Origin of the sequence: Pseudomonas graminis, from assembly GCF_001705435.1 — a bacterium.
GTDB classification, from domain to species: Bacteria; Pseudomonadota; Gammaproteobacteria; order Pseudomonadales; family Pseudomonadaceae; genus Aquipseudomonas; species Aquipseudomonas graminis_B.
Genome location: NZ_MDEN01000055.1, coordinates 72,208 through 96,661 on the forward strand (window position 1 = coordinate 72,208; position 24,454 = coordinate 96,661).

Below are 24,454 nucleotides of genomic sequence, written 5' to 3' on the forward strand. Positions count from 1 at the left end.
CGCGTCTACGTCAGGACAGCGACCCGTCATCAGAAACACGACAGAAGGCCCAACCGTGCACAAAGTCCGATTGATCAAGTACGTCTGGACCCACCAGACCCCGGAGATTTCGTCTGAATGGTCCAAGCTGCTCTACGAAGTGGAGCTGCCGTTCGTCCCTTTCCATGGCTTGAACATTCAGTTGCCGATGCAGCGCGTCTGGCGGATTCGGGATGTGGAGTGGAACGTCGAGGAGCAGACCTTTCGGTGCCATATCGAAGATCAATTCATGAACTTGCTGGATGTGGATGACTCGTACGAAGACTGGATCGAGATGTTGGTGGAGTGTGGCTGGGAGATGAGCGGTCGCTACACCAATGAGCACAACAAGACCTGAGTCGCCGCCACCTGAGTATGTTCTCTGCAGTAGACGCAGGACGCGCACTGCGACCGGCAGAAATGAAGATCGATGCCAGACTGGATAACAAACCCGGCACAAGGGCTGTCCTGGCGCCTTATTTCCCCTGAGCATAACTGCCATGAAATGGATTTCCTGTTGTACCCGTTATGCGGCCAGCGCGCTGTTGGCGTGCTCGTCAACGGCGTTTGCGCTGCCGGTCGTTGACGTGTACGTGGCCGAAGCGCCGCCGCTGACCATGGTCAGTCAAGGCGACCAGCACGGAATCGCGGGCGACATCACCCTCCAAGCCATGGCGATGGCCGGGTATTCCGCCCACCTGCTGTCGCCACCGTGGCCGCGGGCGCAGCGGGATGTGGAGCTTGGTACCAACAAGCTCATCGCGCCGCTGACCCGCACGCAAAGTCGCGAAGACAACTTCATCTGGATCGCGCCGGTGATGACAATGGACCGGGCATTTTTCAGCCTTGATCGTCACGTCGAGACGTTTGAGGAGGCGCGCAAGGCCTTCAAGATGATTGCCGTGGGCAGTGGCTCGGCGCAGGAGACGCGTCTACGTGAGGAAGGTTTTTCAGCCGCGCAGATTTATCCGCTGAAGATTGGCGAGAACCCGGCGCTGATGCTGCTCAAGGGCCGGGTGGATGCGTGGTTCAACGGCGTGCCGGAAACGCTTTATATCTGGAAGCAGATCAGTGATCGCCCGCTGATGATGAGCCGGGCATTGATGACTGCCGATTTGTATCTGGCGTGCTCGAAAGACTGCGACCCCCAGATGGTCGAAAAGCTGAAAACCGCGATCGAGACGCTGCGGGCAAACGGCTCGATCAAACGCGTCCAGCATGACTACCTCAAAGGGCTACCCGTCCAGTAATCCGGCGGCCTTGCCCCAAGATTCGTGCTTGCCTGTCACGGCAGCAGAATGACCTTGTCGGCGCCGCCCTGATTCACTTCCGCATAACGCGCCAGGCCTTCCTCCAACGGCGACTCAATCAGCCCGGTTGGCAGCGGCAAGGTGCGGTCGTCGAACTGTTTACCAAACTGCTCCAGCATCCGTGCACAGGCTTCGACGCCGTACAGCAGCGAGTTGATCCCCACCACCGAACCGCCCTTGCGGTACAGCGCAAGCGCGGGCAATTGCACGTGGCCGTCCACCGGCGCGGCGATGATTGCGATGCGACCGAACTGGGCCAGCGCAGGCACAGAAGCCGGCAGCCAGAAGCCGGTGGTGTCGAAGATCACGTCGGCGCCGCCTGGAAAAACAGCGTTCACTTGAGCACCGAGGTCTTCCGGTTTGTCGAGCTGGATCGCGCTGAAGCCTTGCTCTTGCAGCGCTTTCAGCTGATCCGGCTTACGCACCGCTGCCAGCACCTGAGCGCCGCGCACTTTCGCCAGTGCGATGGCGGCGCTTCCCACTGCGCCATTGGCGCCGATGACCAGCAACCGGGTGCTGGCCTGCACAAGGCTGCGCTCAAGCGCGTCCCATGCCGTGGTGTACGGCACGCCCAGACTGGCGGCCTGAGTAAAGCTCAGCGACGCGGGCTTGATCGCCACACCTTTGGCCGGCAGCGTGATGTAGCCGGCGTGGGAGCCGTCGCGGACAAAGCCGATTTCCTTGCCGGTGCCCCATACTTCCTTGCCGATCAGTTCCTGCGGGCCTTCCACGACCACGCCCGAAAAATCACGACCCGGAATGCGTGGCATCGTGGTGTAGGGGAAGCGGCCCAGGACGTTTTTGACGTCGCTGGGGTTCAGGCCCGCTGCTTTTATCTGCACCAGAACTTCGCCGGCCGCCGGGACGGGCGTGGGCAGATCGACGACTTCCAGCGCAGCCAGGTCGCCGGTGCGGGAGAATTGCAGTGCTTTCATGATGGATTCATCCAGAGTGGGGAAAGGGGGCCGTCGGTTCAGGAGGCCAGATGGGAGAAGAACTGCCTGCCCACGCCAGAGCCATTCACCGGCCTGCATGTCAAGCAGGCCAACCACTGCGACCAGAGGCGCGACGGCGTTAAGCGATGACCAGAGTGTAAGGAGGGCCGGCAAGGGCTGCCGGCCAAGAGCTTCTGAATTTCGGACAGTATCGGCGCAGGCGTTAGTGGGATGGATCAACGACCGGGTACTGCGAGGGCGCCATGCCCAGTTCGCGGCGGAACATGTCGCTGAAGCTGCTGGGCGAGTACCCCATCAATCGGGCAATGGCGTTGACCGGCACGCCCTGAATGATCTCCGCCACCGAGGTCGCCAGTTGCACCTGCCGCCGCCATTCGGCGAAGCCCATGCCGAGCACCGCCTGAAACAGCCGGGACAACGTTCGCACACTGGCGCCGGCGTTTTCCGCGTGCTGCTCGAATGACACGTCGATGGATGGCTCGATCATCACCGCCTGACAAACGCTCATCAGCCTGCGGTCGCTGTCATCGGGCATCGGCACTCTCAGCAGCGAACGCCGGGCGCGTTTGAGTTCGAGCAACGCCAGTTTCACCACGGCGTCGTAGTAGTCCGACTCCTTGTCCTGCTCGGCGACCAGACCGACGATCAACTCGCGCAGCAATCGGCCGACTTCCAGTACCTGAACGGTGGCGTCGAGGGTTCGGGCGAGCGCCGGCCGCAGGTAGATGTTGCGCATTTCCAGATCCGACACCACGCGAATCCCATGGGGCACGCCGGGCGGCAACCAGACCGCGCGCTGCGGCGGCACGACCAGCGCCTCATGGGGCGTCTCGACCCACATCACCCCCGACATCGCATACAGCACCTGCCCCCACTCATGTTCATGGGGCTCGATGTACAATCCGCGGGGATACGTCCGTGACAGAGGCTGCACAGGGACGGCGGTGTTGGAGAGGTCGGGCGGCGCGGCGATTGCCATGGTGAAACCGGCTGGAGTGGGATGCGGCGATGGTAGCGGGAGAGCGGGCAGGATCGCCAGTTCAGTGAACCTTCATACCCGAACGCCCCGATCTTGCGACCGGGGCGTCTGGGTGAAGCCGTCAGCTCTTCAGCCGTTCGACATCAGAACACGTTGATCGGGTAATCGACGAAGATCCGCGTTTCGTTACCGCCGACGTTGTACTGGTCCACATCGTTGGAGACGCGCAGGAACGAGTTGCGCAGGCGTACCGAGAGGTCTTTGACCGGGCCGCTCTGGACCACGTAGGTCAACTGGCTGAACAGTTCGCGCTCTTCGCCACGCCCACGGTCGCTGCCGTCGTCGATGTTGTCGCCGCGCACGTAGGCCACGCGGTAGCTGAGGCCCGGCGTCACGACGGTGCCCAGGTTCACGCCATAGCCCACCTGCCACGAACGCTCGTCCTTGCCGTTGAAGTCCGACCAGTAGGAGTTCGCCAGGTAGATGGTGTTGCCGCCATCGCCGGTGCCGCCTGCGTTGCGGTAGCCGCCGTAGGTGTAGCCGGTCTCGCCGGTGCTGCGCTGATGCGCGAGGGTGAATGAGTGGATGCCCACCGCCCAGGTCGCCGCCAGGCTCCAGATCTTGTTGTCGCGGGCGTCGTCGACGGCGAAGTCTTTGTCCAGCTTGGTCTTGTAGCCGTTGAAGTCGAAGGTCAGCGACTGATCTTTCGGCATCGCCCAGACGTAGTTCAGGTTCACGTACTGCTTTTTCAGCACGTCTTCGTCGTCGGAGGCGTAAAACGCAGCGCTGAGGGCCTCGGTGAATTTATAGCTGCCGCCGTACACGTTGATGCTCTTCAGATCACCGCTGTCGCGGCCTTCGGCGCTCTTGCGGGCTTCGGCGGTGAAGCGGCCGGCCACCAGGGTAAGGCCCTTGATCTCTTTGGAGGTGATCATGGTGCCGGTGTAGGACTCAGGCAGCAGGCGCGAGCCGTCGTACGTCAGCACTGGCAGCTCGGGCATCATGTCGCCGTACTTCAGTTCGGTATTGGACACCCGGAATTTGACCGCACCGCCGAAACGCGACAGGTCGTCCGCCGCATTGCCGCTGTCGCCCTGCTTGAAGAAGTCGATACCGCCTGCGCCGCTCTTGCCCTTGCCACCGTCCAGACGCGCTGCGTACAGGCCGAAAGCATCAACGCCGACGCCCACCACGCCTTGGGTGAAACCGGATGTGTAGCCGGCCATGAACGCCTGCCCCCATTCCGAGCGGTCCTGCGGCCCGTTTTTGTAATCGCGATTGATGTAGGCGTTACGCAGGTTGATCTTCAGGCTGCTGTCTTCAACGAATCCCTTGGAATCTGCCTGACCGTCCGCCATGGCGTGAGTGGCGGCGAGAATGCTCAGGGCGAGCAGGCCGATACGCTGTTTCATCTTGTTGTCCTTGTGAGCGGATTAATCGCGCGCTGTGGCAAATGCCCGGTGTGGGCAATTGCGTCTTCCGGCTCTGAAACAGTCCCGGAAGCCCGCACGAAATCATCACAGTGGAGGACTGATGCACGTACATGGCGCTAGGCCACAGGCGGTGGAGGCGCGAATGCTATCCCCCGTCTGCGGAAGGTGTCAATTTGACGGGAGTCAAACGGAGGCTCTGCAGTGCCTGTTCTCACCCTTCGTCAGCTGTGGAGCACGCCCAGCAGCGCTTCGATTTCCGCGTCATTGATCAACCCGCTGGGGTATCGCCTGGACAGCATCTTGCGAAAATCACCGCGTTGTTTCAGCGCCTGCAGCTCTTGCATGCGCACCAGCGGGATCCGGGTCGTCCGTAACCAGTCCGCCATCATCTGCCGTGCTTCACTGCTCGCAGAAAAACCTCGAGCCACTCGCAACTCATGACCTGCGTTCATAAGGACAACCTCTTATGTCGTGGACTGCGAAATCTACGGAGCTTTTGTTACAGACGGACGACCCCGCAAGGGCATTTACGCGCTGCTGGGATCCCGTCTTCCTACGACCGGCTTGAAACCGTCCAGCCATAAAAAAGCCCATCGTCTGATGGGCTTGATAACAGCAAGAAGCGAACCAACTCAGCTGCGGTGGGGCGCCGGCTGCTGCTGCGTCAGGCAGTGAATGTTGCCTCCACCCAGCAACATTTCGCGGCCCGGGACCATGACCACCTCGTGTTCAGGGAACAGCTGCTGGAGAATCTGGCGGGCCGTGTCATCCATCGGATCGTCGAAACACGGGGCAATGATGCCGCCGTTGACGATCAGGAAGTTCACGTAGGAACCCGCAAGGCGCACCGATGGGTTGCGCTCCTGACTGCCGTGCACCTGATCCACCCCGGCGCACTCTTCTTCGGTGGCAAACAGCGGGCCCGGGATCGGCATCTTGTGCACGACGAACGGGCGTCCCTTGGCGTCGCGGGCGTTTTCCAGCACCGCCATGGCCGCCTGGCAACGCGGGAAATTGGGGTCTTTCGGATCATCTGTCCAGGCGAGTAACACTTCACCGGGACGCACGTAGCAGCAGAAGTTATCCACATGCCCGTCGGTCTCGTCGTTGTACAGACCGTCCGGCAGCCAGATGATCTTCTCGACCGACAGGTGATCGCGCAGCACGGCTTCGATGTCGTCGCGGGACAGATGCGGGTTGCGATTGCGATTGAGCAGGCATTCTTCGGTGGTGATCAGCGTGCCCTCGCCATCGACGTGGATCGAGCCGCCTTCCAGCACGAAACCTTCAGTGACGTAGCGGGGGCAGCGCTCGATTTCCAACACTTTGCTGGCGACCTGTTCATCCAGGTTCCACGGCGCGTACAGCCCGCCGTCGAAACCGCCCCAGGCATTGAAGCCCCAATTGACTCCACGGACCTCGCCCGCGTCGTTGATGACGAAGGTCGGCCCGCTGTCACGCACCCAGGCGTCGTTGCTGCTGATCTCGACGACGCGAATGTTGGGCACATTCAGGCGGGCGCGGGCGTTGTCGTACTGTGCAGCCGAGACGCCGACGGTGACAGGCTCAAACCGGGCGATGGCCTTGGCCACAGCAACATGATCGTTCTGCACCGGCTTGCCGCCCAGACGCCAGTTGTCAGGGCGCTCGGGCCAGATCATCCAGGTTTGCGTCTGCGGCGCCCACTCGGCAGGCATATAGAAACCATCGGCGCGGGGGGTGCTGTTGAGAGTGGTCACAGTAATCAGAACTCCATGAAACGACGAGGGCGTCTGCGGCAAAAGAAGACAGACGTTATAGACGATAAAAATCGGATTTAAAAACACTAATCAAGCAATCGGCGCAGATCCGGGCATCTAACGCCGATATATATCGGAATAAAGTCCAATCGTGACGGATAAGAGCCCACTCAGCTCTCCAGTTCGCTGAGCACCTTCGACACGCTGTCGACAAAGAAGTCCACGCTTCGCCGGGTGGTGACCATGGGCGGCTTGATCTTGAGAACATTCAGATAATCCCCCGTAGGTTGCATGAAGATCCCCAGCTCACGGAGACGATCACACAGGTAGGTCGTTTCCTCGGTTGCAGGCTCCAGCGTCTCTCGATTGCGGACCAGTTCAAGCCCCAGATAGAACCCCGAACCATGGACGGCCCCGGCCAGCGGATGTTTGTCGATCAGCGCCAGCAGGCGTTCCTTGAAATAGCCGCCAACCACTTGGGCGTTTTCCCACAGCTTTTCTTCTTCCATGACGTCGAGCACCGCCATGCCGATGCGGCAACTCACCGGGCTGCCACCGGACGACGAAAAGAAATAGCCCTCAGCCTCCAGCGCTTCAGCGATTTCGCGACGGGTGATAACGGCGCCGAGGGGATGACCGTTGCCCATGCCTTTGGCCATCGTAATGATATCCGGCACTACGCCCTGCTCTTCGAAGCCCCAGAAGGAGTGACCGAGACGGCCATACCCCACCTGCACTTCATCGGCGATGCACACGCCGCCCTGGGCGCGGACTTTGTCGTAGACCTGCTGCAAATAGCCCGGCGGCAGCGAGATTCCGCCGGCGTTGCCGTACACCGGTTCACAGATGAAACCCGCCACTTGCCGCCCCTGCTCGGCCATCGCAGTCAGATGCGCGTCCACGCTGCGCAGGTAGAACGGTGTGCTGTCCGCGCCACGAAACTCACCGCGATACGTGTTGGGCGCAACCACGGGATGCACCCAATCCGGGCGCGTGCTCAGCGCTTGCGGGTTGTCGGCGATGGACGTCGAAATGGCATCGGTCGCCACCGACCAGCCGTGATAAGCCTCCAGCACGCTCAAGACATCGCGCCCGCCGCTGTAGGCCCAGGCCAGACGAATCGCCAGGTCATTCGCCTCGGTGCCGCTGTTCACCAGAAACACCCGATCCATCCCGGCGGGCGCCAGCTTCAGCAGGCGCTCTGAAAACTCGGCGATCGCCGCGTAATGAAAGCGTGAGTTGGTATTGAGCAGCGACCACTGCCGCGCGGCGACTTGGGCCATGCGTGGATGACCATGACCGAGCACCGCGACGTTGTTGAGCATGTCCAGGTAAGAACGGCCTTGCATGTCGATCAGGTGGTTGCGCCAGCCGCGCTCGATCTGCGGCGGGGCCTGGTAATAATGCTTTTGGGACCGAGCAAAACTGGCATCGCGACGGGCAAGCAGCGCAGCAGAATCTGCCAACGTCGGCGCATCGCAATCGAAACCCAGCAGCCCTTTGGGTGACGGACACAACGCACGCCAGGCTGCGGCTCGCGAAGGCGCAGTGAACAGCGGCGGGCTCACGTCCGGCTCCGAACACAGCTGCACGATCAACGCGCCGCCGCCCTGCCCGATCACGTCGCCCGCGCCGAACTCGACACCGGCGTCAAAGTCAGAGCGCACGCCCCACAGACGCAGATTCACTTCGGCGCCCACCAACTGCAACGCGCCGTCGGCCGTGTGACGCAGGCTGCCGGCAAATGGCGCATGAACAGCGGTGCCATGGGGGATCTGCAATTCGGTATGCAGCGCGAAGGTGTCCGGCTCTTTTGCACTGTCTGGCAGGGTGCGGGACAGCCGGTATTCGCCATAGCGACTGGCGGCCAGACCATGTTCGGCCGCCTCTTTCAGCAGTTGCTCGTCGATGCCGCTTTGTTCCCAGTTGCCCGCGACGAAATGCTCGCTGAGCACACCCAGATCGACCAAAGCAAAACCCTGCCCGCTCAAGCTCGGCAACAGCGGCGAGAACGGCTCGGCCTCTTTGTCCGCTTCCCATTCACCCACCGCGTCGAGAATCGCCGCTTCCATCAACGCAATCGGCACGGAAGTGGCGACGTCGAAGATGTTCCACTCGCTGGCCAGATTGGCCTGGATGTAAGCATTGTCCGGTTCAATGCTCGCCTGTTGCTCGCTGCTCAAGACCAGTACGGCCGAGCGCGCCACGATCAATGGCCACAGCGCCAGCAGTTCCTCGCTTTGAAGCGGGTTGATCCGGTGATAGGCCTGAATGGCGGGAAGGATGAAAAACGGATCGCCCTCGGCATGGTGCAGCAGCGCGGCGCAGGTCACCGAGAGGTCAGCGATGCGCCACGTGCGCACCAGATCACCAAAGTCGATCAGCCCTTGAAGCTGCCACTGGCGATGGGCATCTCTCGCCCAGACCACGTTGTACTCGGTGATGTCCATGTGAATGGCCTGCACCGGCAGCGACGCCACCAGCGGCAGCAAATAGGCCTGGGCCTGCTCGGCGGCCTCGGCGATACAGGCGCGCTTGTCGGCATCGGCGATGACCGGGAGCAGGTGCTCGATCAACGCGAAGGCGTGACGCGGGTCCCACTGCAACACACGGTCCAGGCCTGGGTGCTCGAACCCGGCCAGCGCCACGTCGACACGGGCACAGAGCTGCGCCAATCCGGTCACGATGTGCCGGTTCAGATGCGCGACGTGAGCCAGTGACTGCCCGTCGATAAACTCCAGAACGCGCAGGTGCACGGCATTGCCGTTGTGCTCGACGGACAGCAAGTCCTCACCCTTCAGCGCCGGCATCACTGCCGGAACGCGCATTTGCGGCGCAGCGCCCAGATGCCGCAACGCTGCATGTTGCGCGGCAAGTTCGGTGGCTGAGTAAGCACCGTGGCAGATCTTCAGGACGAAACGTCGCCCGTCATCGCAGTCCAGCAGGAAGTTTCGGTCTTGATGGCTGCCCAACGCCTTCAACGTCCCCGACAGCCCGTAATACGTCGTCAGCCATTCGGCGGCCTGCGCGGCGTCGACGTCCGGGCATGGCAGGCTGGAGCGACGAATCAAAGTGTCGAGCGACATGGAGGGAGTCCTGAGAGATAAAGGCACGCCGACAATATCGCCAGTTGCGCGACCGTTAAGCAACCCCGCGACCTGCGACAGTCAAGAAATGCCTTGAGAGACCGATAGATAGGCCAGGCGTTAAACTCGTGCAACACCTGCGGCGGTTTAATGGCGCTAATTACGATGGGCCATCAATTAATATCATCGCTCGTCGGTGGATTGCTTCTTGCGCCAGTCAGCAAGGCCCCACAAGCTATGCTCCATCGTCCTACGCCTTTATCGTCTTACGTCTTTCCAGGGAAGAAGGTTTATCCATGCGAATACTTGTTACCGGTGGCGCCGGCTTCATCGGCTCTGCGCTGATCCGTCATCTGATCAACAACACCGATCACGACGTTCTCAATTTCGACAAGCTGACCTACGCCGGCAATCTTGAGTCGCTGCAGAGCATCGCCACGAACACTCGGTATGAGTTCGTGCAACAGGACATCGTTGATCAGGCCGCAGTGAGTAAAGTCCTCACGCGCTTCAAGCCTGACGCGATCATGCACCTGGCGGCTGAATCCCACGTTGACCGCTCGATTGACGGACCGTCGGAATTCATTCAGACCAACATCGTCGGCACCTACAGCCTGCTGGAAGCGACTCGCAGCTATTGGCTGACCTTGCCCGACGCCGAGCGCGCCGCCTTCCGCTTTCACCACATCTCCACTGACGAAGTGTATGGCGACCTGCACGGCGTGGACGACCTGTTCACCGAAACCACGCCCTACGCGCCAAGCTCGCCGTACTCGGCCAGCAAAGCGGCGTCGGACCATCTGGTTCGTGCCTGGCAGCGCACCTACGGGCTGCCGGTGGTTGTCACCAACTGCTCGAACAACTACGGCCCGTTCCATTTCCCCGAGAAGCTCATCCCGCTGGTGATTCTCAACGCCCTGGCCGGGAAGCCGCTGCCGGTGTACGGCAACGGCCTGCAAGTGCGTGACTGGCTGTTCGTCGAAGATCACGCCCGCGCACTGCTCAAAGTGGTAACCGAGGGCAAGGTCGGCGAGACCTACAACATTGGCGGCCACAACGAACAAAAGAACATCGACGTCGTGCGCGGCATCTGCGCGCTGCTCGAAGAGCTGGCGCCGGAACAGCGCAAAGGCGTGGCGAACTACGCGGACCTGATCACCTACGTGACCGACCGCCCCGGCCATGACATGCGCTACGCCATCGACGCCAGCAAAATCGAACGCGAACTGGGCTGGACACCGGAAGAGACATTCGAATCCGGCCTGCGCAAAACCGTGCAGTGGTATCTCGACAACCTTGAATGGTGCCGCAACGTGCAAGACGGCAGTTATCAGGGCGAACGCCTGGGCACCAACGTGAAGGAACTGATTGCATGACTAAAGGAATTGTTCTGGCCGGCGGCTCTGGCACGCGCCTGCACCCGATCACCCTCGGGGTCTCCAAACAGCTGTTGCCGATCTACGACAAGCCGATGATCTATTACCCGATCTCGGTGCTGATGCTGGCCGGGATCAAAGACATTCTGGTCATCTCGACGCCGCTGGACCTGCCGCAATACAAGGCGCTGCTGGGTGACGGCAGTCAGTTCGGCGTGCACTTTCATTACAAGGAGCAACCGAAGCCGGACGGCCTCGCGCAGGCATTCCTGATTGGCGAAGAATTCATCGGCGATGACTCGGTGTGCCTGATTCTGGGCGACAACATCTTCCACGGTCAGCACTTCAGCGAGCAGCTCAAGCGTGCGGCGGACAACACCTCTGGCGCGACCGTGTTTGGCTACTGGGTCAAGGACCCGGAGCGTTTCGGCGTGATCGATTTCGACGAGCACGGCCATGCGCTGTCCATCGAAGAGAAGCCCAAGGCGCCTAAATCGAGCTACGCCGTGACGGGTTTGTACTTCTACGACAATGAAGTCATTCAGATCGCCAAGGACGTCAAGCCGTCCCCGCGCGGCGAGCTGGAGATCACCGACGTCAACAACGCCTACCTCAAGCGCGGCGACCTGCGCGTCGAGCGCTTTGGCCGCGGCTTCGCCTGGCTCGACACGGGTACCCATGACAGCCTGCTGGACGCGTCGCAGTACGTGCAAACCATCGAGCATCGTCAGGGCCTGAAAGTCGCGTGCCTGGAAGAAATCGCTTTCCAGAACGGCTGGATTGACCGCGCTCACCTGTTGAACAGGGCTGACTATTTCGGCAAGACCGGCTACGGTCAGTACCTGTTCAAGATCGCAGGGGAAAGTCAGTGAAAGTGGTTGCCAGCAAGTTGCCTGAAGTCCTCATCATCGAACCCAAAGTGTTCGGCGATGAGCGTGGCTTCTTCTACGAAAGTTTCAACGCCCGGGCCTTCGCCGAGGCCACCGGCGTCGCCGATCAGTTCGTGCAGGACAATCACTCGCGCTCGCAAAAAGGCGTCCTGCGCGGGCTGCATTACCAGATCGAAAACCCGCAGGGCAAACTGGTGCGCGTGACCGCTGGCCGCGTGCTGGACATCGCCGTCGACATCCGTCGCAGCTCCCCGCAGTTCGGCCAGTGGTTCGGTCTGGAGCTGTCTGCCGAGAACGCTCGTCAGCTGTGGATTCCCAAGGGTTTCGCCCACGGCTTCGTGGTGTTGAGCGACTACGCCGAGTTCCTCTACAAGACCACCGACTACTACACGCCGTCGGCCGAGCGCTGCATTCGCTGGGACGATCCCGAGCTGGGCATCGACTGGGGCTTGAGCGAAGCGCCTCAACTGTCGGCCAAGGATCAGGTCGGCAAGCTCTTGAAAGACGCGGACCTGTTTCCGTGAGCGCGCCGCTGCGGATTCTGATCAGCGGGCAACAGGGCCAGGTGTCCCAGGCGCTGCAGCAACGCCTGCAGAACATGGGCGAGCTGATCGTGCTGGGTCGCGATCAGCTGGATTTGAGTCAGCCGGAATCCATCCGCCCGGTGGTTCGCGACATCAAGCCTGACCTGATCATCAACGCTGCCGCACACACGGCGGTGGATCAGGCCGAAAGCGAGCCGGACCTGGCCTTCGCCATTAACGCGACGTCTCCCGGTGTGTTTGCTGAAGAAGCCGCCGCGCTGGGCATTCCGCTGATTCACTATTCCACCGACTATGTGTTCGACGGCAGCAAGGCCGGCGCGTGGGTTGAATCGGACGCGCCTAACCCGCTGGGCGTCTACGGCAGCAGCAAGCTGGCGGGCGAGCGGGCCATCGCCGCAGCGGGCGGGCAGCACCTGATTTTGCGCACGAGCTGGGTGTATTCCCTGACCGGGCGCAACTTTCTGCTGACCATGCAGCGCTTGCTCCAAGACCGCGAGAAGCTGTCGATTGTTGCCGACCAGATCGGCGCACCCACCTGGGCCGGCACCATCGCCGCCAGCACCGGCGCGCTGATTGAACGCTGGCGCGATGGGGCGCCGGGCGCCTGGGGTGTTTATCACCTGACCGCCAGCGGCGAGACGTCCTGGTTCGGGTTCGCTGAAGCGATCGGTCAGCAATTGATCAACAGCGGCAAACCCTGCGCAGTACTTGAGCCGATTGCTTCAAGCGCGTACCCGACGCCGGCCGCACGTCCGCTCAATTCACGCCTGGATTGCAGCCTGTTGCAGCGCGAGTGGGGTGTCAGCCAGCCCGACTGGCACGATGCGTTGCTGGAGTGCTTAGCGCAGCAGCGGTAGGCATAATGGGCCGACTCGATGTTGAGCGGCTGCGGAATACTGATTCGTCCGCAACCGCCCTGCATCGCAACGCACCCACCGGCGATTCCATGATCAGCACTAACGCCCTTCCCCGCCGTCCTCGCTGGCGCAGCCTTGCCTTGCTGGCGCTGATCCTTGCCCCGCTGTTGTGGCCGCTCGAACGCCTGGCCGAACACTATTACCGCAATGAGCTGCTGAGCCAGAATCGCCAGACCCTCGACCTGTACGTTGCCAACCTGCTGGGCACGTTGCACCGCTACGAAGTGCTGCCGCAGATTCTCGGCGACCTGCCTGGCCTGCGCGCCATGCTGGCGAACCCGCAGGACACACAGGCCCAGACCCAGGCGAACGTGCTGCTGATGAACACCGCCAGCCAGACCGGCGCCGAGGTGATCTACCTGATGGCGCCCAATGGCGAGACCCTCGCTGCGTCGAACTGGGACAAACGCGACAGCTTCGTCGGCCGCAACTTCGCCTTTCGCCCGTATTTCAGCAACGCCATGGCCGGCAACCTCGGCCGCTTTTTCGGTTTGGGCACGACGTCGGCCAAACGCGGCTACTTCTTCGCCGCCGCCGTGCGCGACGGCGATACCGTGATTGGCGTGCTGGTGGTCAAGGTTGATCTGGACCTCACTGAAACGTTGTGGGGCAAGACGCCAGAGCAGTTGCTCGTCACCGACCACAACGGCGTGGTGATCCTCACCTCCAACCCCAACTGGCGTTTCCGCGCCACACGCCCGCTCAGCGAGGAAGAAAAGCAGGCCATCGTCGCCATTCAGCCCTACCCGACCCGCGATCCGCGCCCGCTGCAGCTGGATGAAAACGGCTGGCTCACGCAAACCCAGCAGATCGACGAAACCGGCTGGAGCGTCAACATCCTCGCGCCCAAGGTGCTCCTGTCGAGGCCTGTTCGAACCGTCGTGGCGATTGGCGGCGCGGCGTTGCTGGTCTTGATGTTGCTGCTGGGGCTAATGATGCAGAGGCGCAGGCATTATCTGGATCGCATCAACTTCGAGGCCAAGGCGCGCCGTGAACTGGAAGTGCGAGTCGCCGAGCGGACCTGCGACCTGGAAGGCGTCAACCAGCGACTGCGCCAGGAAGTGCTCGAACGCGAGCAGGCGCAGCAAGAACTGTTTCGCGCCCAGGACGAACTGGTTCAGGCCGGCAAGCTGTCGGCGCTGGGCACGATGTCGGCGAGCATCAGCCATGAACTCAATCAGCCACTGGCCGCGATTCGCAGTTACGCCGAAAACGCCGAAGTGCTGCTCGACCATCAGCGCACAGAGGACGCCCGCGGCAACCTCAAGCTGATCAGCGAACTCACCGGTCGTATGGCCTCGATCATTGCGCACCTGCGCGCCTTCGCAAGGCGCGACCGGCATGCGCCTGAAAGCGTGGCGTTGCAACCGGCGCTGGACGATGCACTGGCCCTGCTTGCCAAGCGACGGCGAGCGATGGAAGTGGAACTGATTCGTGACCTGCCCGCCGCCACCTTGTGGGTGCAGGCCGGCGAGACGCGCCTGCGTCAGGTGCTGGGCAATCTGCTGGCGAACGCGCTGGACGCACTGACCGAGAAAGGCCCGCCGCGCAAGTTGTGGATCAGCGCCGAGTACAACGCCGAGGGTGTCAATCTGTTCATCCGTGACAACGGCCCGGGCTTTTCACAAGAGGCACTGGAGCACGCCCGCGAGCCGTTCTTCACCACCAAGACACGCACACAGGGACTCGGCCTGGGCCTTGCGATCTGCGATACGCTGATGCGCGCCCTGGGTGGCGAGCTGCTGTTCGCCAATCACCCGGAAGGCGGCGCGCTGCTGACGTTGCGGATGCGCACCGGCGCCTCGGGCGTCAACCTTCAACCGTCTGAGGACTTATCTGCATGAGCACCGACGCCATCGACAGCCGCATTCAGGTGGTGCTGATCGACGACGACCCGCACCTGCGCCAGGCGCTGAGCCAGACGCTGGACCTCGCCGGCCTGAAAATCCTGCCGCTGAGCGACGCCAAAGGGCTGCAAGCGCGCATCGAGCGCGACTGGCCGGGCGTCATCGTCAGCGACATTCGCATGCCGGGGATTGACGGCCTCGAACTGCTCCACCAGTTGCACGCCCAGGATCCTGAGCTGCCGGTGCTACTGATCACCGGCCACGGCGACGTACCGCTGGCAGTGCAGGCCATGCGCGCGGGTGCTTACGATTTTCTGGAAAAACCCTTCGCCAGCGATGCACTGCTCGACAGCGTGCGGCGGGCTCTGGCGCTGCGCCGGCTGGTGCTGGACAACCGCAGCCTGCGCCTTGAGCTCAGCGATCGTCAGCAACTGAGCACGCGACTGGTGGGGTTGTCTGCCCCCATTCAGCGCCTGCGCGATCAGATCGGTGCGCTGGCCGCGACCAAGGCCGACGTGTTGATTCTCGGTGAAACCGGTGCCGGCAAGGAAGTGGTCGCCCGCGCCCTTCACGATTTGTCCAATCGCAGAAACGGTCCGTTCGTGGCGATCAACGCAGGGGCGCTGGCCGAGTCAGTGGTGGAAAGCGAGCTGTTCGGCCACGAGTCGGGGGCCTTCACCGGCGCGCAAAAGCGGCGCATCGGCAAGTTCGAATTCGCCAACGGCGGCACGCTGTTTCTGGATGAAATCGAAAGCATGAGCATGGACGTTCAGGTCAAGCTGCTGCGCTTGCTGCAAGAGCGCGTGGTCGAGCGCCTGGGGGGAAATCAGCAGATCCCGTTGGACATCCGGGTGATCGCAGCGACCAAGGAGGACCTGCGTCAGGCCGCGGATCAAGGGCGTTTCCGGCCCGACTTGTATTACCGCCTCAACGTTGCCCCATTGCGCATTCCGCCGCTGCGCGAGCGTGGCGAAGATGCACTGGTGCTGTTCCAGCATTTCGCCGACACCGCCAGTTTGCGCCACGGCCTGCCACGCCATGAACTGCAGCCTGGGCATCGTGCGCTGCTGCTGCGCCACACCTGGCCGGGCAACGTGCGTGAACTGCAGAACGCCGCCGAGCGTTTCGCCTTGGGCCTTGAGCTGGAACTGGAAGGCGAGGCGCAGCCAGATCTGGTGGCGTCCAATGGCGGGCTGAGCGAACAGGTCGAGGCGTTCGAGCGAGCATTGATCGCCGCCGAATTGACCCGCCCGCACACCTCGGTCCGTAGCCTCGCCGAAGCGTTGGGCCTGCCACGCAAAACCCTGCACGACAAACTGCGCAAGCACGGACTGACCTTCAACGGCGCGGGGTCCGACGACAATGACTGATCGGGGTTGCTCGTCTGCTGAAGACCTGGAAGCGGTGCTGCACCGGGACATCCCCCTCACCCGGGAGATGGGCATCAAGGTGCTGGGCTGGCGAGAGCACCAACTTCGTCTACACCTGCCGTTGGCGCCCAACGTCAATCACAAGAACACCTTGTTCGGCGGCAGCCTGTATTGCGGCGCGGTGCTGGCAGGATGGGGCTGGTTGTATTTGCGGCTCAAAGAAGCCGGGATCGACGACGGGCACATCGTGATCCAGGACGGCCAGATCAGTTATCCCCTGCCGGTCACCCGCGATGGCGTCGCCATTTGCGACGGAACGGATGAAGCGAGCTGGGAGAAATTTCTGAAGCTCTACCAACGCCGCGGCCGCGCACGACTGGCGCTGCACACCCGGATCGTGGCGGAAGATTCAGAAGAAACGGCAGTAGAATTCGTCGGGCAGTTCGTGCTGCATCGCTGAACACATCCTTCCACCTGTAGGAGCGTGGCTTGTCCCGCGATCGATCGCGAAGCGGTCGCAAATCCGATCGGTGCAATTCGCTCTGGAAAACCCAGCGCTGCATCTGCGACGACTGCGTCGCCGATCGCGGGACAAGCCACGCTCCTACGAGGGAACCGAAAGCTTCAGGTCAGCGCCAGCGCCAGCAACGCGTCGCGCCACGTGGCTTCCCCCGGTAGCGCCAGGAAGTACGAATTCAGCAGCGTCTCCCGCGCTGGATATTCGAACGTCGTGCCGTCCAGGTTCAATACCACGCCGCCCGCGCCTTCCACCACACCTTGGGCCGCAGCCGTGTCCCACTGAGAGGTGGGCGCCAGACGCGGGTAGCAATCGGCAGCCCCTTCGGCCAACAGGCAAAACTTCAGCGAGCTGCCGATATTGGCCAGCTCCAATTCACCCATCACTTCCGACAAACCGGCCAGCAACTTCTGTTGCTCGGGGCTTGAGTGACGCCGGCTGGCGACCACGGTGAACGCTTCTCCCGCGCCCGGCTCATTGCGCACGCTGATCGGCGCCAGATGCTGCGAATCGTCACTGCGCCACGCGCCCAGCCCGGCGCCACCGAAATAGCAGCGGTTGTTGGTCGGCATCGACACCACGCCAAACACCACGCGACCGCTCTCGATCAGCGCCACGTTGACGGTGAACTCTTCACTGCCGGCAATGAATTCCTTGGTGCCATCCAGCGGGTCCACCAGCCACCAGCGCTGCCACTGACTGCGCTCGCTCAACGGAATATTCGCGTCCTCTTCGGACAGAATAGGAATGCTCGGATCCAGCGCCTTGAGCCCCGCTACCAACAGCTCATGGGCGGCCAGATCAGCAGCCGTTACCGGCGAGTCGTCCGACTTGACCGCGACCTCCACGCCGGAGCGCCAGAACGGCAGAATGACTTCCCCAGCTTGGCGGCAAAGCTCGATGACGGGGGCAAGCAGCGGGTGCGGCAATGGCGCGAATGTCGGGTTCATGGCAGAAAATCCCCACGCTCGGCCAGCAGGTCGCGGGCAAGGTACAACGCAGCCAGCGCGCGCCCCTCAGTGAACTGCGGGTTCTGAACCAGAGCGGCAAGCTCGCGCAGATTGACCTTGTCCACACGCATCGGCTCAGGCTCGTCGCCGGGCAGCGTTTCTTCATACAAATCGGTGGCCAGCACGACCTGGATTTTCTGGCTCATGTAGCCCGGCGAAAGCGACAGTTCGGTCAGGTGCACCAAGGTCCGCGCGCCATAACCGGCTTCTTCCTTGAGCTCGCGATTGGCGGCGGCCAGCACGTCCTCGCCCGGCTCGATCAAGCCCTTTGGCAGCGACAGCTCGTACTGATCAGTGCCGCCGCAGTATTCCTCGATCAGCACGGCGTGATCGGCATCGAGCATGGCCACGATCATTACCGCGCCATAACCGCTGCCGCTGCCGACCAGCCGCTCGTAGGTGCGCTCGACGCCGTTGGAAAAGCGCAGCTGCACCTCTTCAACGCGGAACAGGCGGCTGCTCGCGACGATTTCGCGAGAGAGGACGGTAGGTTTCTGCTGCATGACGAGCTCCTTGGCGTAGTCGGGTTACTATACCGTGGCTTTTGCGGATGTCTTCGCCGCAAACCCACGCGACCCCTCCAACGCCGAGAGACCTGCATGCCTTCTTTGCCCTGGCGCGATATCGACACCGTTCTGCTGGATATGGACGGCACCCTGCTCGACCTGCATTTCGACAATCACTTCTGGCTGGAGCATCTGCCCAGGCGCTACGCCGAGGTGCACGGGGTCAGCCTGGCAATGGCGCAGCTGGAGTTGATGCCTCTCTTCGAAAAAAACGCCGGCACCCTCAACTGGTACTGCACCGACTTCTGGAGTTCGGAGTTGAACCTGCCGGTGAAAGACCTGAAAGTCGAGATCGCCCACCTCATCGCCTTGCGCCCCGATGCCGAGACGTTTTTGGCCGCCATCAAGCAGGCCGGCAAACGGGTGATCATGATCACCAACGCTCACCGTGACTCGCTGTCGCTGAAGATGGAAAGACTGGAACTGGCGCCCTACTTCGAGCGCTTAATCAGCTCCCACGACTATGGCTATCCCAAGGAACACCCGCAGTTCTGGGATGCGCTGCAGGACGACATCAAGTTTGACCCGGCGCGCAGCCTGTTCATCGACGACACCTTGCCGATCTTGCGCAGCGCTGGGCGATACGGTATCGGCCATTTGCTGGCAGTGCGCGAACCGGACAGCCGCAAAGGGCCGAAAGACACCGAAGAATTCGAAGCCGTTGAGGATTATCGGGCGTTGATGAAGGGGTTATAAGCGCAAAACGAAGCAGGAGCACGCTTGCCCGCTTAACTCGCACACCCCACCCAAACATGGGTCGTGATGTCCGAATGTCGCCGGCAAGGGCGCTCCTGCAAGAGTTGGCGTACGGTCAGTAAGACCGCCGCGTTACTCAGGAATGCGCAGAGACTGACCTGGGTAGATCTTGTTTACGTCCTTCAGCATCGGCTTGTTGGCGTCGAAGATCTTCTGATACTTGTTGGCATCGCCATACACGCGCTTGGAGATCGCGCTGAGCGTATCGCCCTTCTCAACAGTGACGAACTTCGCAGCGGTAACAGCAGTTGCGCCAGCGGCAACAGTCAGCTGATCATCAACGCTACCCACACCGGAAATGTTGCCGGCAGCCAGCACGATCTTCTCTTTCTCTTCCTGACTGGTGACTTCGCCCGTCAAAGTGATCTTGTCGCCGTCGACCGTTGCATGAACGTTGGGATTGCCCAGCCCGACAGACTCGATGTGCTTTTTCAGCTCTTCGCTGGCGTTGGCGTTTCCTGGGGTGAGCAGGTCGATAAGCTTCTCACCGGCTTCCTTCACAAAACTGAACAGACTCATGGGTTTCTCCTTGGTGACGTCGTAGTGTCGTTGTGGTTTCCCGCGCAACATCTGTTCCGCTGACATTGCCCGACAAACCTCCGACCCGTGGCCGGGTCTCAAGGTTTCAAGCCATTGGACGTTCGGTCGCGATAGACTTCGCCGGGCCAGCCTGTGCCTCAAGGAATGAAGATGGACATTAAACAGCTGAAATTTCTGATCGCCCTCGACGAAACACGTCACTTCGGGCAAGCGGCTGCGCGTTGCCATATCACGCAACCGACACTGTCGATGCGTCTGCGCAGCCTTGAAGAAGAGCTGGACCTGCCGCTGGTCAATCGTGGCCAACGTTTCGAAGGATTCACCGCCCCGGGCGAACGCGTCCTGGCATGGGCGCGCACGGTGCTGGCGGCCTACGACGGTTTGCAGGCTGAAGCGGCCGCCTGTCGCGGGAATCTGGTGGGCACATTACGGCTGGGCGTGGTGCCGCTGTCGAATTTCGATCCACTGCCCTTGCTGCAACGTCTGCATTCTCTGCACCCGAGCATGCGCTTTGAGCTTTCATCACTGAGCTCCGAGCAGATCCTCGATCAACTCGCCAGCAACCGCCTGGACCTCGGGGTTTCGTACCTCGACCGACTCGACTCCGAGCGCTTCGACTCATTGGAACTGGCCGAAACCCGCATGGGGCTGATGTACGACCAGCGTTATTTCAGTTTTGCCGAAGCGACATCGAGCTGGGAAAGCCTGACCGAACTGCCCCTTGGGCTGCTCACCAGTGGCATGCATTTTCGGCAATCCATCGATCACAACTTTCACAGTCGCGGCCTTCATCCGCAGCCGATCATCCAGACCGATGCGGTCCATCAGCTGCTGCAGGCGGTGCATGGCGGGTTCTGCTGCGCGATCATGCCGCTGGACGGCGGCCTTGAGTCACTGACCGAGCACCTCCGACTGCAGCCGATTGAAGAGGCACAAACCCTGGCGCGGCTCGGCTTGATCATGCGTCGCTCGGCCCCGCGGTCGGCACTGGCTGAAGCCTGCCTGGCGCTTTACCACACGATGATGGAGGCGTCTTGATCGACATCATCTATCGGTGCATCAGTACTAGCGATTAGACGTAATTCGACCGGAGGCCTAGGCTTAAGCCTAATCAATCTGCCGGTCACCCCCGATGCACGCCAAGCACATGGATATCACGGCGCCCGCACAACAATTGCCCGCGCCCGCCGCAAGCCAGTCCTACAGCTATACGAACCTCGAACACGATGTCAGCGAGCCCAATGTGCTTGCCGAGGAAGTCGCGTTGGCGATTGCCTATAACGGCATCAGCCAGGCGGTCATGCTGGTCACGCCCACTGACCTGGAAGATTTCATCGTCGGCTTCAGCGTGGGCAGCGGCCTCATCGAATCACCGGATGAGATCTACGACATCAAGCTCGGTGGCTGCGGCTCTGCGCAGACCGCAGAAGTCGAAATCGCCAGCCGCGCCTTCTGGAACCTCAAGACCCAGCGTCGGCAACTGGCCGGCACAAGCGGTTGCGGCCTCTGTGGCGTCGAAGCCGTCGAGCAGGCATTGCCCGAGCTCAACGTGCTGCCCGGCGCGCCCCTTCCCCCCGCCGAATGGCTGAAAGGTCTGCGCGAGCGTATGGGCCAATTTCAGCCGTTGGGCGAACACTGCGGCGCGGTCCATGCGGCGATGTTTATGGACGCTCGAGGCGAAATTCTTTTAGGTCGTGAAGATATCGGCCGACATAACGCTCTGGACAAGCTGATCGGCGCGCTGATTCGTCAGGACATCCCGACCACGGGCGGTCTGGCCATTGTCACGAGCCGCTGCAGTCTGGAGCTCATTCAAAAAGTATTACGTGCCGGCATTCAGACCCTCGTCAGCCTGTCATCGCCCACCGGCCTGGCGCTGCAATGGGCCCGACGCCACAACCTCAACCTCATTCATCTGCCTAAACACAGTGCGCCGCGGGTTTACAGTCCTGCGTTGGAGAATCAAGCGTGAGCATGCATAAAGAAGCCGACAAGGTATCGACCCCCCGCTACAAGCCCTACAAAGGCCCGGCCGGCGGATGGGGCGCATTGATCAGCGTCGCCCACTTCTGGCTGACCAGCGACAACGCCCTGAAGAACATCCGCACGATGCTCAAGACCAACCAGAACGGCGGCTTCGACTGCCCGGGTTGCGCGTGGGGTGATTCGCCGGAAAGCGGCATGGTCAAGTTCTGCGAGAACGGCGCCAAGGCAGTGAACTGGGAAGCGACCAAGCGCCGCGTCGATGCGTCCTTCTTCGCCCGCTACAGCGTCAGCTCGCTGCTTGAGCAAAGTGATTACTGGCTGGAATATCAGGGCCGTCTGACCGAGCCAATGGTCTACGACGCCCAGACCGATCGCTACAAGCCGATTGCCTGGGACGACGCCTTTGCGCTGATTGCCAAGCACCTGAACAATCTGCCGAACCCGAACATGGCCGAGTTCTACACCTCGGGCCGTGCCAGCAACGAAGCGGCGTATCTGTATCAGCTGTTCGTGCGTGCCTTCGGCACCAACAACTTCCCCGACTGCTCGAACATGTGCCATGAAGCGAGCGGCGTTGCTTTGTCGCAAAGCGTGGGCGTCGGCAAAGGCACCGTAACGTTTGATGACTTCGAGCACGCGGACGCGATTTTCGTCCTCGGTCAGAACCCGGGCACCAACCACCCGCGCATGCTGGAACCGCTGCGTGAAGCGGTCAAACGCGGCGCGCAAGTGGTGTGCGTCAACCCGCTGAAAGAGCGCGGCCTGGAACGTTTCCAGCACCCTCAGCACCCTCTGGAAATGCTCAGCAACGGCTCCGAGCCGACCAACACGGCGTATTTCCGTCCGGCACTGGGCGGCGACATGGCCCTGCTGCGCGGCATGGCCAAGTTCCTGCTGCAATGGGAACGCGAAGCCCAGGCGAACAACGAGCCATCGGTGTTCGATCACACCTTCCTCAACGAACACACCAATGGCGTGCTGGAATACCTCGCTGCCATTGACGACACCTCGTGGGAATTCATCGTCGAGCAATCGGGTCTGCCATTGACCGACATCGAACTCGCCGCGCGGATGTACGCCAAAGGCAAGAACGTGATCATGTGCTGGGCGATGGGCATCACTCAGCATCGCCATTCGGTGCCGACCATTCAGGAAGTCTCCAACCTGATGCTGCTGCGCGGCAACATCGGTCGGCCAGGCGCAGGCCTGTGCCCGGTGCGCGGTCACAGTAACGTGCAGGGCGACCGCACGATGGGCATCAACGAACGTCCGCCGGCATTTTTCCTTGATGCGCTGGAGAAACGTTTCCAGTTCAAGGTGCCGCGTGAAAACGGCCATAACGTCGTCGAAGCGATTCACGCGATGCTCGAAGGCCGCGCGAAAGTCTTTATCGGTCTGGGCGGCAACTTCGCTCAAGCCACCCCGGACAGCCCGCGCACTTTCGAAGCCCTGAGCAACTGCGACCTGACCGTGCAGATCAGCACCAAGCTCAACCGCAGCCACCTGGCCCACGGCAAGGAAGCGCTGATTCTGCCGTGCTTCGGCCGTACCGACATCGACATCCAGGCCGAAGGCCCGCAAGCGGTAACGGTTGAAGATTCGTTCAGCATGGTCCACGCGTCCAACGGTCAGCTGAAGCCGCTGTCGCCGCAGATGCGTTCCGAGCCTGCGATCCTGGCGGGCATTGCCAACGCAACACTGGGCAAGCAGCCGGTGGACTGGCTGTGGCTGGTGGCGGACTACAGCCGCATTCGCGACCTGATCGCCGACACCATTCCGTCATTCCAGAACTTCAACGAGAAGATCAAAAACCCGGGCGGCTTCTACCTGGGCAACGCCGCAGGCTCCCGTCGCTGGAACACGCCGAGTGCGCGGGCCAACTTCAAGGCGAACGTATTGCCGAGCGACCTGGTGCATGAAAGCATTCGCGGGACAGGCATCGTGCCGGACCTGATCATGCAATCGATGCGTTCTCACGATCAGTACAACACCACCATCTATGGCCTGGACGACCGTTACCGCGGCGTGAAAGGTCAGCGTGACGTGATGTTCGTGAACGAGGCCGACATCATTCGTCTGGGCTTCGTACCCGGTCAGAAAGTCGACATCGTGTCGATCTGGGGCGATGCCATCGAACGTCGCGTGAAGGGCTTCACACTGCTGCCGTTCGACATTCCGGCCGGCCAGGCTGCAGCGTATTACCCGGAAGTGAACCCGCTGGTACCGCTGGAAAGCGTGGGCGACGGCAGCAGCACGCCGACGTCCAAGTTCGTGGCGATCAAGCTGGAACGGCATACGGAGACAGCGCGGATTATTTGATCCTGAGCTGAAGAACCTTGTAGGAGCACGCTTGCCCGCGAAGACCTGCTTTCAGCCTCCGGAGAAAAAGGCTGAAGGTCCCGGCCCCTTCGTGAGCAAACTCACTCCCACAGGTTCCTTGCGGCGATAGCAGGATATAGCGCCACAAAAAAAGGCCCGAATCGCGAGATTCGGGCCTTTATCAAGTAGCGTATGACTCACCAATACGACTTCGGTTCCCAAGCCAAAACAATAAGTTAGCGTTTTGTATACAGGTCGTGTTATTCGTCGGATTTAGATTGTGACATTTTCTTC

General features: G+C 61.5%; 22 protein-coding genes. 13 read left to right on the forward strand and 9 right to left on the reverse strand.

Annotated elements, in window-relative coordinates:
* The first annotated feature begins 55 nt into the window (after positions 1-55).
* Both BBI10_RS05655 and BBI10_RS05660 read left to right on the forward strand, forming a co-directional pair.
* On the forward strand, positions 56-376 hold the full coding sequence (locus tag BBI10_RS05655) for a hypothetical protein (RefSeq protein WP_065987406.1): 321 nt from the start codon (positions 56-58) through the stop codon (positions 374-376).
* 142 nt (positions 377-518) lie between these two features.
* Entirely contained in the window at positions 519-1,268 is a 750-nt protein-coding gene (locus BBI10_RS05660; protein ID WP_065987407.1) for a substrate-binding periplasmic protein, read from the forward strand.
* 35 nt (positions 1,269-1,303) lie between these two features.
* Here the strand turns inward: BBI10_RS05660 and BBI10_RS05665 are convergent, their stop codons facing one another.
* The 6 genes from BBI10_RS05665 to BBI10_RS05685 form a co-directional block, all read right to left on the reverse strand.
* On the reverse strand, positions 1,304-2,263 hold the full coding sequence (locus BBI10_RS05665) for a quinone oxidoreductase family protein (RefSeq protein ID WP_065987408.1): 960 nt from the start codon (positions 2,261-2,263) through the stop codon (positions 1,304-1,306).
* Between the two features lie 223 nt (positions 2,264-2,486).
* Positions 2,487-3,263, reverse strand: coding sequence for an AraC family transcriptional regulator (locus BBI10_RS05670; protein ID WP_065987409.1), 777 nt, complete (start codon positions 3,261-3,263; stop codon positions 2,487-2,489).
* Between the two features lie 143 nt (positions 3,264-3,406).
* Positions 3,407-4,675, reverse strand: coding sequence for an OprD family porin (locus BBI10_RS05675; protein ID WP_065987410.1), 1,269 nt, complete (start codon positions 4,673-4,675; stop codon positions 3,407-3,409).
* A 242-nt stretch (positions 4,676-4,917) separates the two neighbouring features.
* Positions 4,918-5,148 carry a hypothetical protein gene (locus BBI10_RS26490; protein ID WP_083233037.1) on the reverse strand — a complete coding sequence of 77 codons (231 nt, stop codon included), beginning with the start codon at positions 5,146-5,148 and terminating at the stop codon, positions 4,918-4,920.
* A 180-nt stretch (positions 5,149-5,328) separates the two neighbouring features.
* Positions 5,329-6,435, reverse strand: coding sequence for an agmatine deiminase (gene aguA / locus BBI10_RS05680; protein WP_065987411.1), 1,107 nt, complete (start codon positions 6,433-6,435; stop codon positions 5,329-5,331).
* Positions 6,436-6,605: 170 nt separating this feature from the next.
* Positions 6,606-9,521, reverse strand: a complete 2,916-nt coding sequence (locus BBI10_RS05685) for an aminotransferase (protein ID WP_065987412.1) — start codon at positions 9,519-9,521, stop codon at positions 6,606-6,608.
* 296 nt (positions 9,522-9,817) lie between these two features.
* On the opposite strand from BBI10_RS05685, the gene rfbB reads away from it, so the two are divergent.
* The 7 genes from rfbB to BBI10_RS05720 all read left to right on the forward strand — a co-directional run bounded on the left by rfbB (position 9,818) and on the right by BBI10_RS05720 (position 16,926).
* Positions 9,818-10,897, forward strand: a complete 1,080-nt coding sequence (gene rfbB, locus BBI10_RS05690) for a dTDP-glucose 4,6-dehydratase (protein ID WP_065987413.1) — start codon at positions 9,818-9,820, stop codon at positions 10,895-10,897.
* Positions 10,894-11,769, forward strand: coding sequence for a glucose-1-phosphate thymidylyltransferase RfbA (gene rfbA, locus BBI10_RS05695; protein WP_065987414.1), 876 nt, complete (start codon positions 10,894-10,896; stop codon positions 11,767-11,769). The genes rfbB and rfbA overlap by 4 nt, the downstream gene beginning before the upstream one ends.
* Complete coding sequence (gene rfbC / locus BBI10_RS05700) at positions 11,766-12,311, forward strand: dTDP-4-dehydrorhamnose 3,5-epimerase (protein WP_065987415.1); 546 nt, start codon at positions 11,766-11,768, stop codon at positions 12,309-12,311. The genes rfbA and rfbC overlap by 4 nt, the downstream gene beginning before the upstream one ends.
* Positions 12,308-13,189: a dTDP-4-dehydrorhamnose reductase gene (gene rfbD, locus BBI10_RS05705; protein WP_065987416.1), complete on the forward strand. Its 882-nt coding sequence runs from the start codon at positions 12,308-12,310 to the stop codon at positions 13,187-13,189. The genes rfbC and rfbD overlap by 4 nt, the downstream gene beginning before the upstream one ends.
* A gap of 89 nt (positions 13,190-13,278) precedes the next feature.
* Complete coding sequence (locus tag BBI10_RS05710) at positions 13,279-15,093, forward strand: sensor histidine kinase (RefSeq protein ID WP_065987515.1); 1,815 nt, start codon at positions 13,279-13,281, stop codon at positions 15,091-15,093.
* On the forward strand, positions 15,090-16,466 hold the full coding sequence (locus BBI10_RS05715) for a sigma-54-dependent transcriptional regulator (RefSeq protein WP_065987417.1): 1,377 nt from the start codon (positions 15,090-15,092) through the stop codon (positions 16,464-16,466). The genes BBI10_RS05710 and BBI10_RS05715 overlap by 4 nt, the downstream gene beginning before the upstream one ends.
* On the forward strand, positions 16,459-16,926 hold the full coding sequence (locus BBI10_RS05720; protein ID WP_065987418.1) for a YiiD C-terminal domain-containing protein: 468 nt from the start codon (positions 16,459-16,461) through the stop codon (positions 16,924-16,926). Before BBI10_RS05715 ends, BBI10_RS05720 begins: the two co-directional genes overlap by 8 nt.
* Before the next feature lie 164 nt (positions 16,927-17,090).
* Here the strand turns inward: BBI10_RS05720 and cysQ are convergent, their stop codons facing one another.
* Positions 17,091-17,933 (reverse strand): 3'(2'),5'-bisphosphate nucleotidase CysQ, encoded by an 843-nt coding sequence (cysQ, locus tag BBI10_RS05725; protein ID WP_065987419.1) that lies wholly within the window; start codon positions 17,931-17,933, stop codon positions 17,091-17,093.
* Positions 17,930-18,496, reverse strand: coding sequence for an ADP compounds hydrolase NudE (gene nudE / locus BBI10_RS05730; RefSeq protein ID WP_065987420.1), 567 nt, complete (start codon positions 18,494-18,496; stop codon positions 17,930-17,932). The genes cysQ and nudE overlap by 4 nt, the downstream gene beginning before the upstream one ends.
* Positions 18,497-18,592: 96 nt before the next feature.
* Here nudE and yrfG point away from each other — a divergent pair, with 96 nt between their 5' ends.
* Positions 18,593-19,255, forward strand: coding sequence for a GMP/IMP nucleotidase (gene yrfG, locus BBI10_RS05735; RefSeq protein WP_065987421.1), 663 nt, complete (start codon positions 18,593-18,595; stop codon positions 19,253-19,255).
* A gap of 132 nt (positions 19,256-19,387) precedes the next feature.
* On the opposite strand, the gene lysM is transcribed toward yrfG, so the two are convergent.
* Positions 19,388-19,834 carry a peptidoglycan-binding protein LysM gene (gene lysM, locus BBI10_RS05740; RefSeq protein ID WP_065987422.1) on the reverse strand — a complete coding sequence of 149 codons (447 nt, stop codon included), beginning with the start codon at positions 19,832-19,834 and terminating at the stop codon, positions 19,388-19,390.
* A 171-nt stretch (positions 19,835-20,005) separates the two neighbouring features.
* On the opposite strand from lysM, the gene BBI10_RS05745 reads away from it, so the two are divergent.
* The 3 genes from BBI10_RS05745 (at position 20,006) to BBI10_RS05755 (ending at position 24,160) form a co-directional block, all read left to right on the forward strand.
* A complete protein-coding gene (locus BBI10_RS05745; RefSeq protein WP_065987423.1) occupies positions 20,006-20,893 on the forward strand; it encodes a LysR family transcriptional regulator in 888 nt (295 codons plus the stop codon).
* A 94-nt stretch (positions 20,894-20,987) separates the two neighbouring features.
* Entirely contained in the window at positions 20,988-21,827 is an 840-nt protein-coding gene (fdhD, locus tag BBI10_RS05750) for a formate dehydrogenase accessory sulfurtransferase FdhD (protein ID WP_065987424.1), read from the forward strand.
* Positions 21,828-21,829: 2 nt separating this feature from the next.
* Positions 21,830-24,160: an FdhF/YdeP family oxidoreductase gene (locus BBI10_RS05755; RefSeq protein ID WP_167355775.1), complete on the forward strand. Its 2,331-nt coding sequence runs from the start codon at positions 21,830-21,832 to the stop codon at positions 24,158-24,160.
* Positions 24,161-24,454 lie beyond the last annotated feature (294 nt).

Bases quoted from the DNA above. Each gene is read 5' to 3' on its own strand.
- BBI10_RS05685 (WP_065987412.1), bottom strand. From the start codon at position 9,521: ATGTCGCTCGACACTTTGATTCGTCGCTCCAGCCTGCCATGCCCGGAC.
- BBI10_RS05715 (WP_065987417.1), top strand. From the start codon at position 15,090: ATGAGCACCGACGCCATCGACAGCCGCATTCAGGTGGTGCTGATCGAC.
- nudE (WP_065987420.1), bottom strand. From the start codon at position 18,496: ATGCAGCAGAAACCTACCGTCCTCTCTCGCGAAATCGTCGCGAGCAGC.
- fdhD (WP_065987424.1), top strand. From the start codon at position 20,988: ATGCACGCCAAGCACATGGATATCACGGCGCCCGCACAACAATTGCCC.
- BBI10_RS05670 (WP_065987409.1), bottom strand. From the start codon at position 3,263: ATGGCAATCGCCGCGCCGCCCGACCTCTCCAACACCGCCGTCCCTGTG.
- yrfG (WP_065987421.1), top strand. From the start codon at position 18,593: ATGCCTTCTTTGCCCTGGCGCGATATCGACACCGTTCTGCTGGATATG.
- cysQ (WP_065987419.1), bottom strand. From the start codon at position 17,933: ATGAACCCGACATTCGCGCCATTGCCGCACCCGCTGCTTGCCCCCGTC.
- BBI10_RS05675 (WP_065987410.1), bottom strand. From the start codon at position 4,675: ATGAAACAGCGTATCGGCCTGCTCGCCCTGAGCATTCTCGCCGCCACT.
- rfbA (WP_065987414.1), top strand. From the start codon at position 10,894: ATGACTAAAGGAATTGTTCTGGCCGGCGGCTCTGGCACGCGCCTGCAC.
- BBI10_RS05745 (WP_065987423.1), top strand. From the start codon at position 20,006: ATGGACATTAAACAGCTGAAATTTCTGATCGCCCTCGACGAAACACGT.
- rfbB (WP_065987413.1), top strand. From the start codon at position 9,818: ATGCGAATACTTGTTACCGGTGGCGCCGGCTTCATCGGCTCTGCGCTG.
- lysM (WP_065987422.1), bottom strand. From the start codon at position 19,834: ATGAGTCTGTTCAGTTTTGTGAAGGAAGCCGGTGAGAAGCTTATCGAC.
- BBI10_RS05660 (WP_065987407.1), top strand. From the start codon at position 519: ATGAAATGGATTTCCTGTTGTACCCGTTATGCGGCCAGCGCGCTGTTG.
- BBI10_RS26490 (WP_083233037.1), bottom strand. From the start codon at position 5,148: ATGAACGCAGGTCATGAGTTGCGAGTGGCTCGAGGTTTTTCTGCGAGC.
- BBI10_RS05665 (WP_065987408.1), bottom strand. From the start codon at position 2,263: ATGAAAGCACTGCAATTCTCCCGCACCGGCGACCTGGCTGCGCTGGAA.
- BBI10_RS05720 (WP_065987418.1), top strand. From the start codon at position 16,459: ATGACTGATCGGGGTTGCTCGTCTGCTGAAGACCTGGAAGCGGTGCTG.
- BBI10_RS05755 (WP_167355775.1), top strand. From the start codon at position 21,830: ATGCATAAAGAAGCCGACAAGGTATCGACCCCCCGCTACAAGCCCTAC.
- BBI10_RS05710 (WP_065987515.1), top strand. From the start codon at position 13,279: ATGATCAGCACTAACGCCCTTCCCCGCCGTCCTCGCTGGCGCAGCCTT.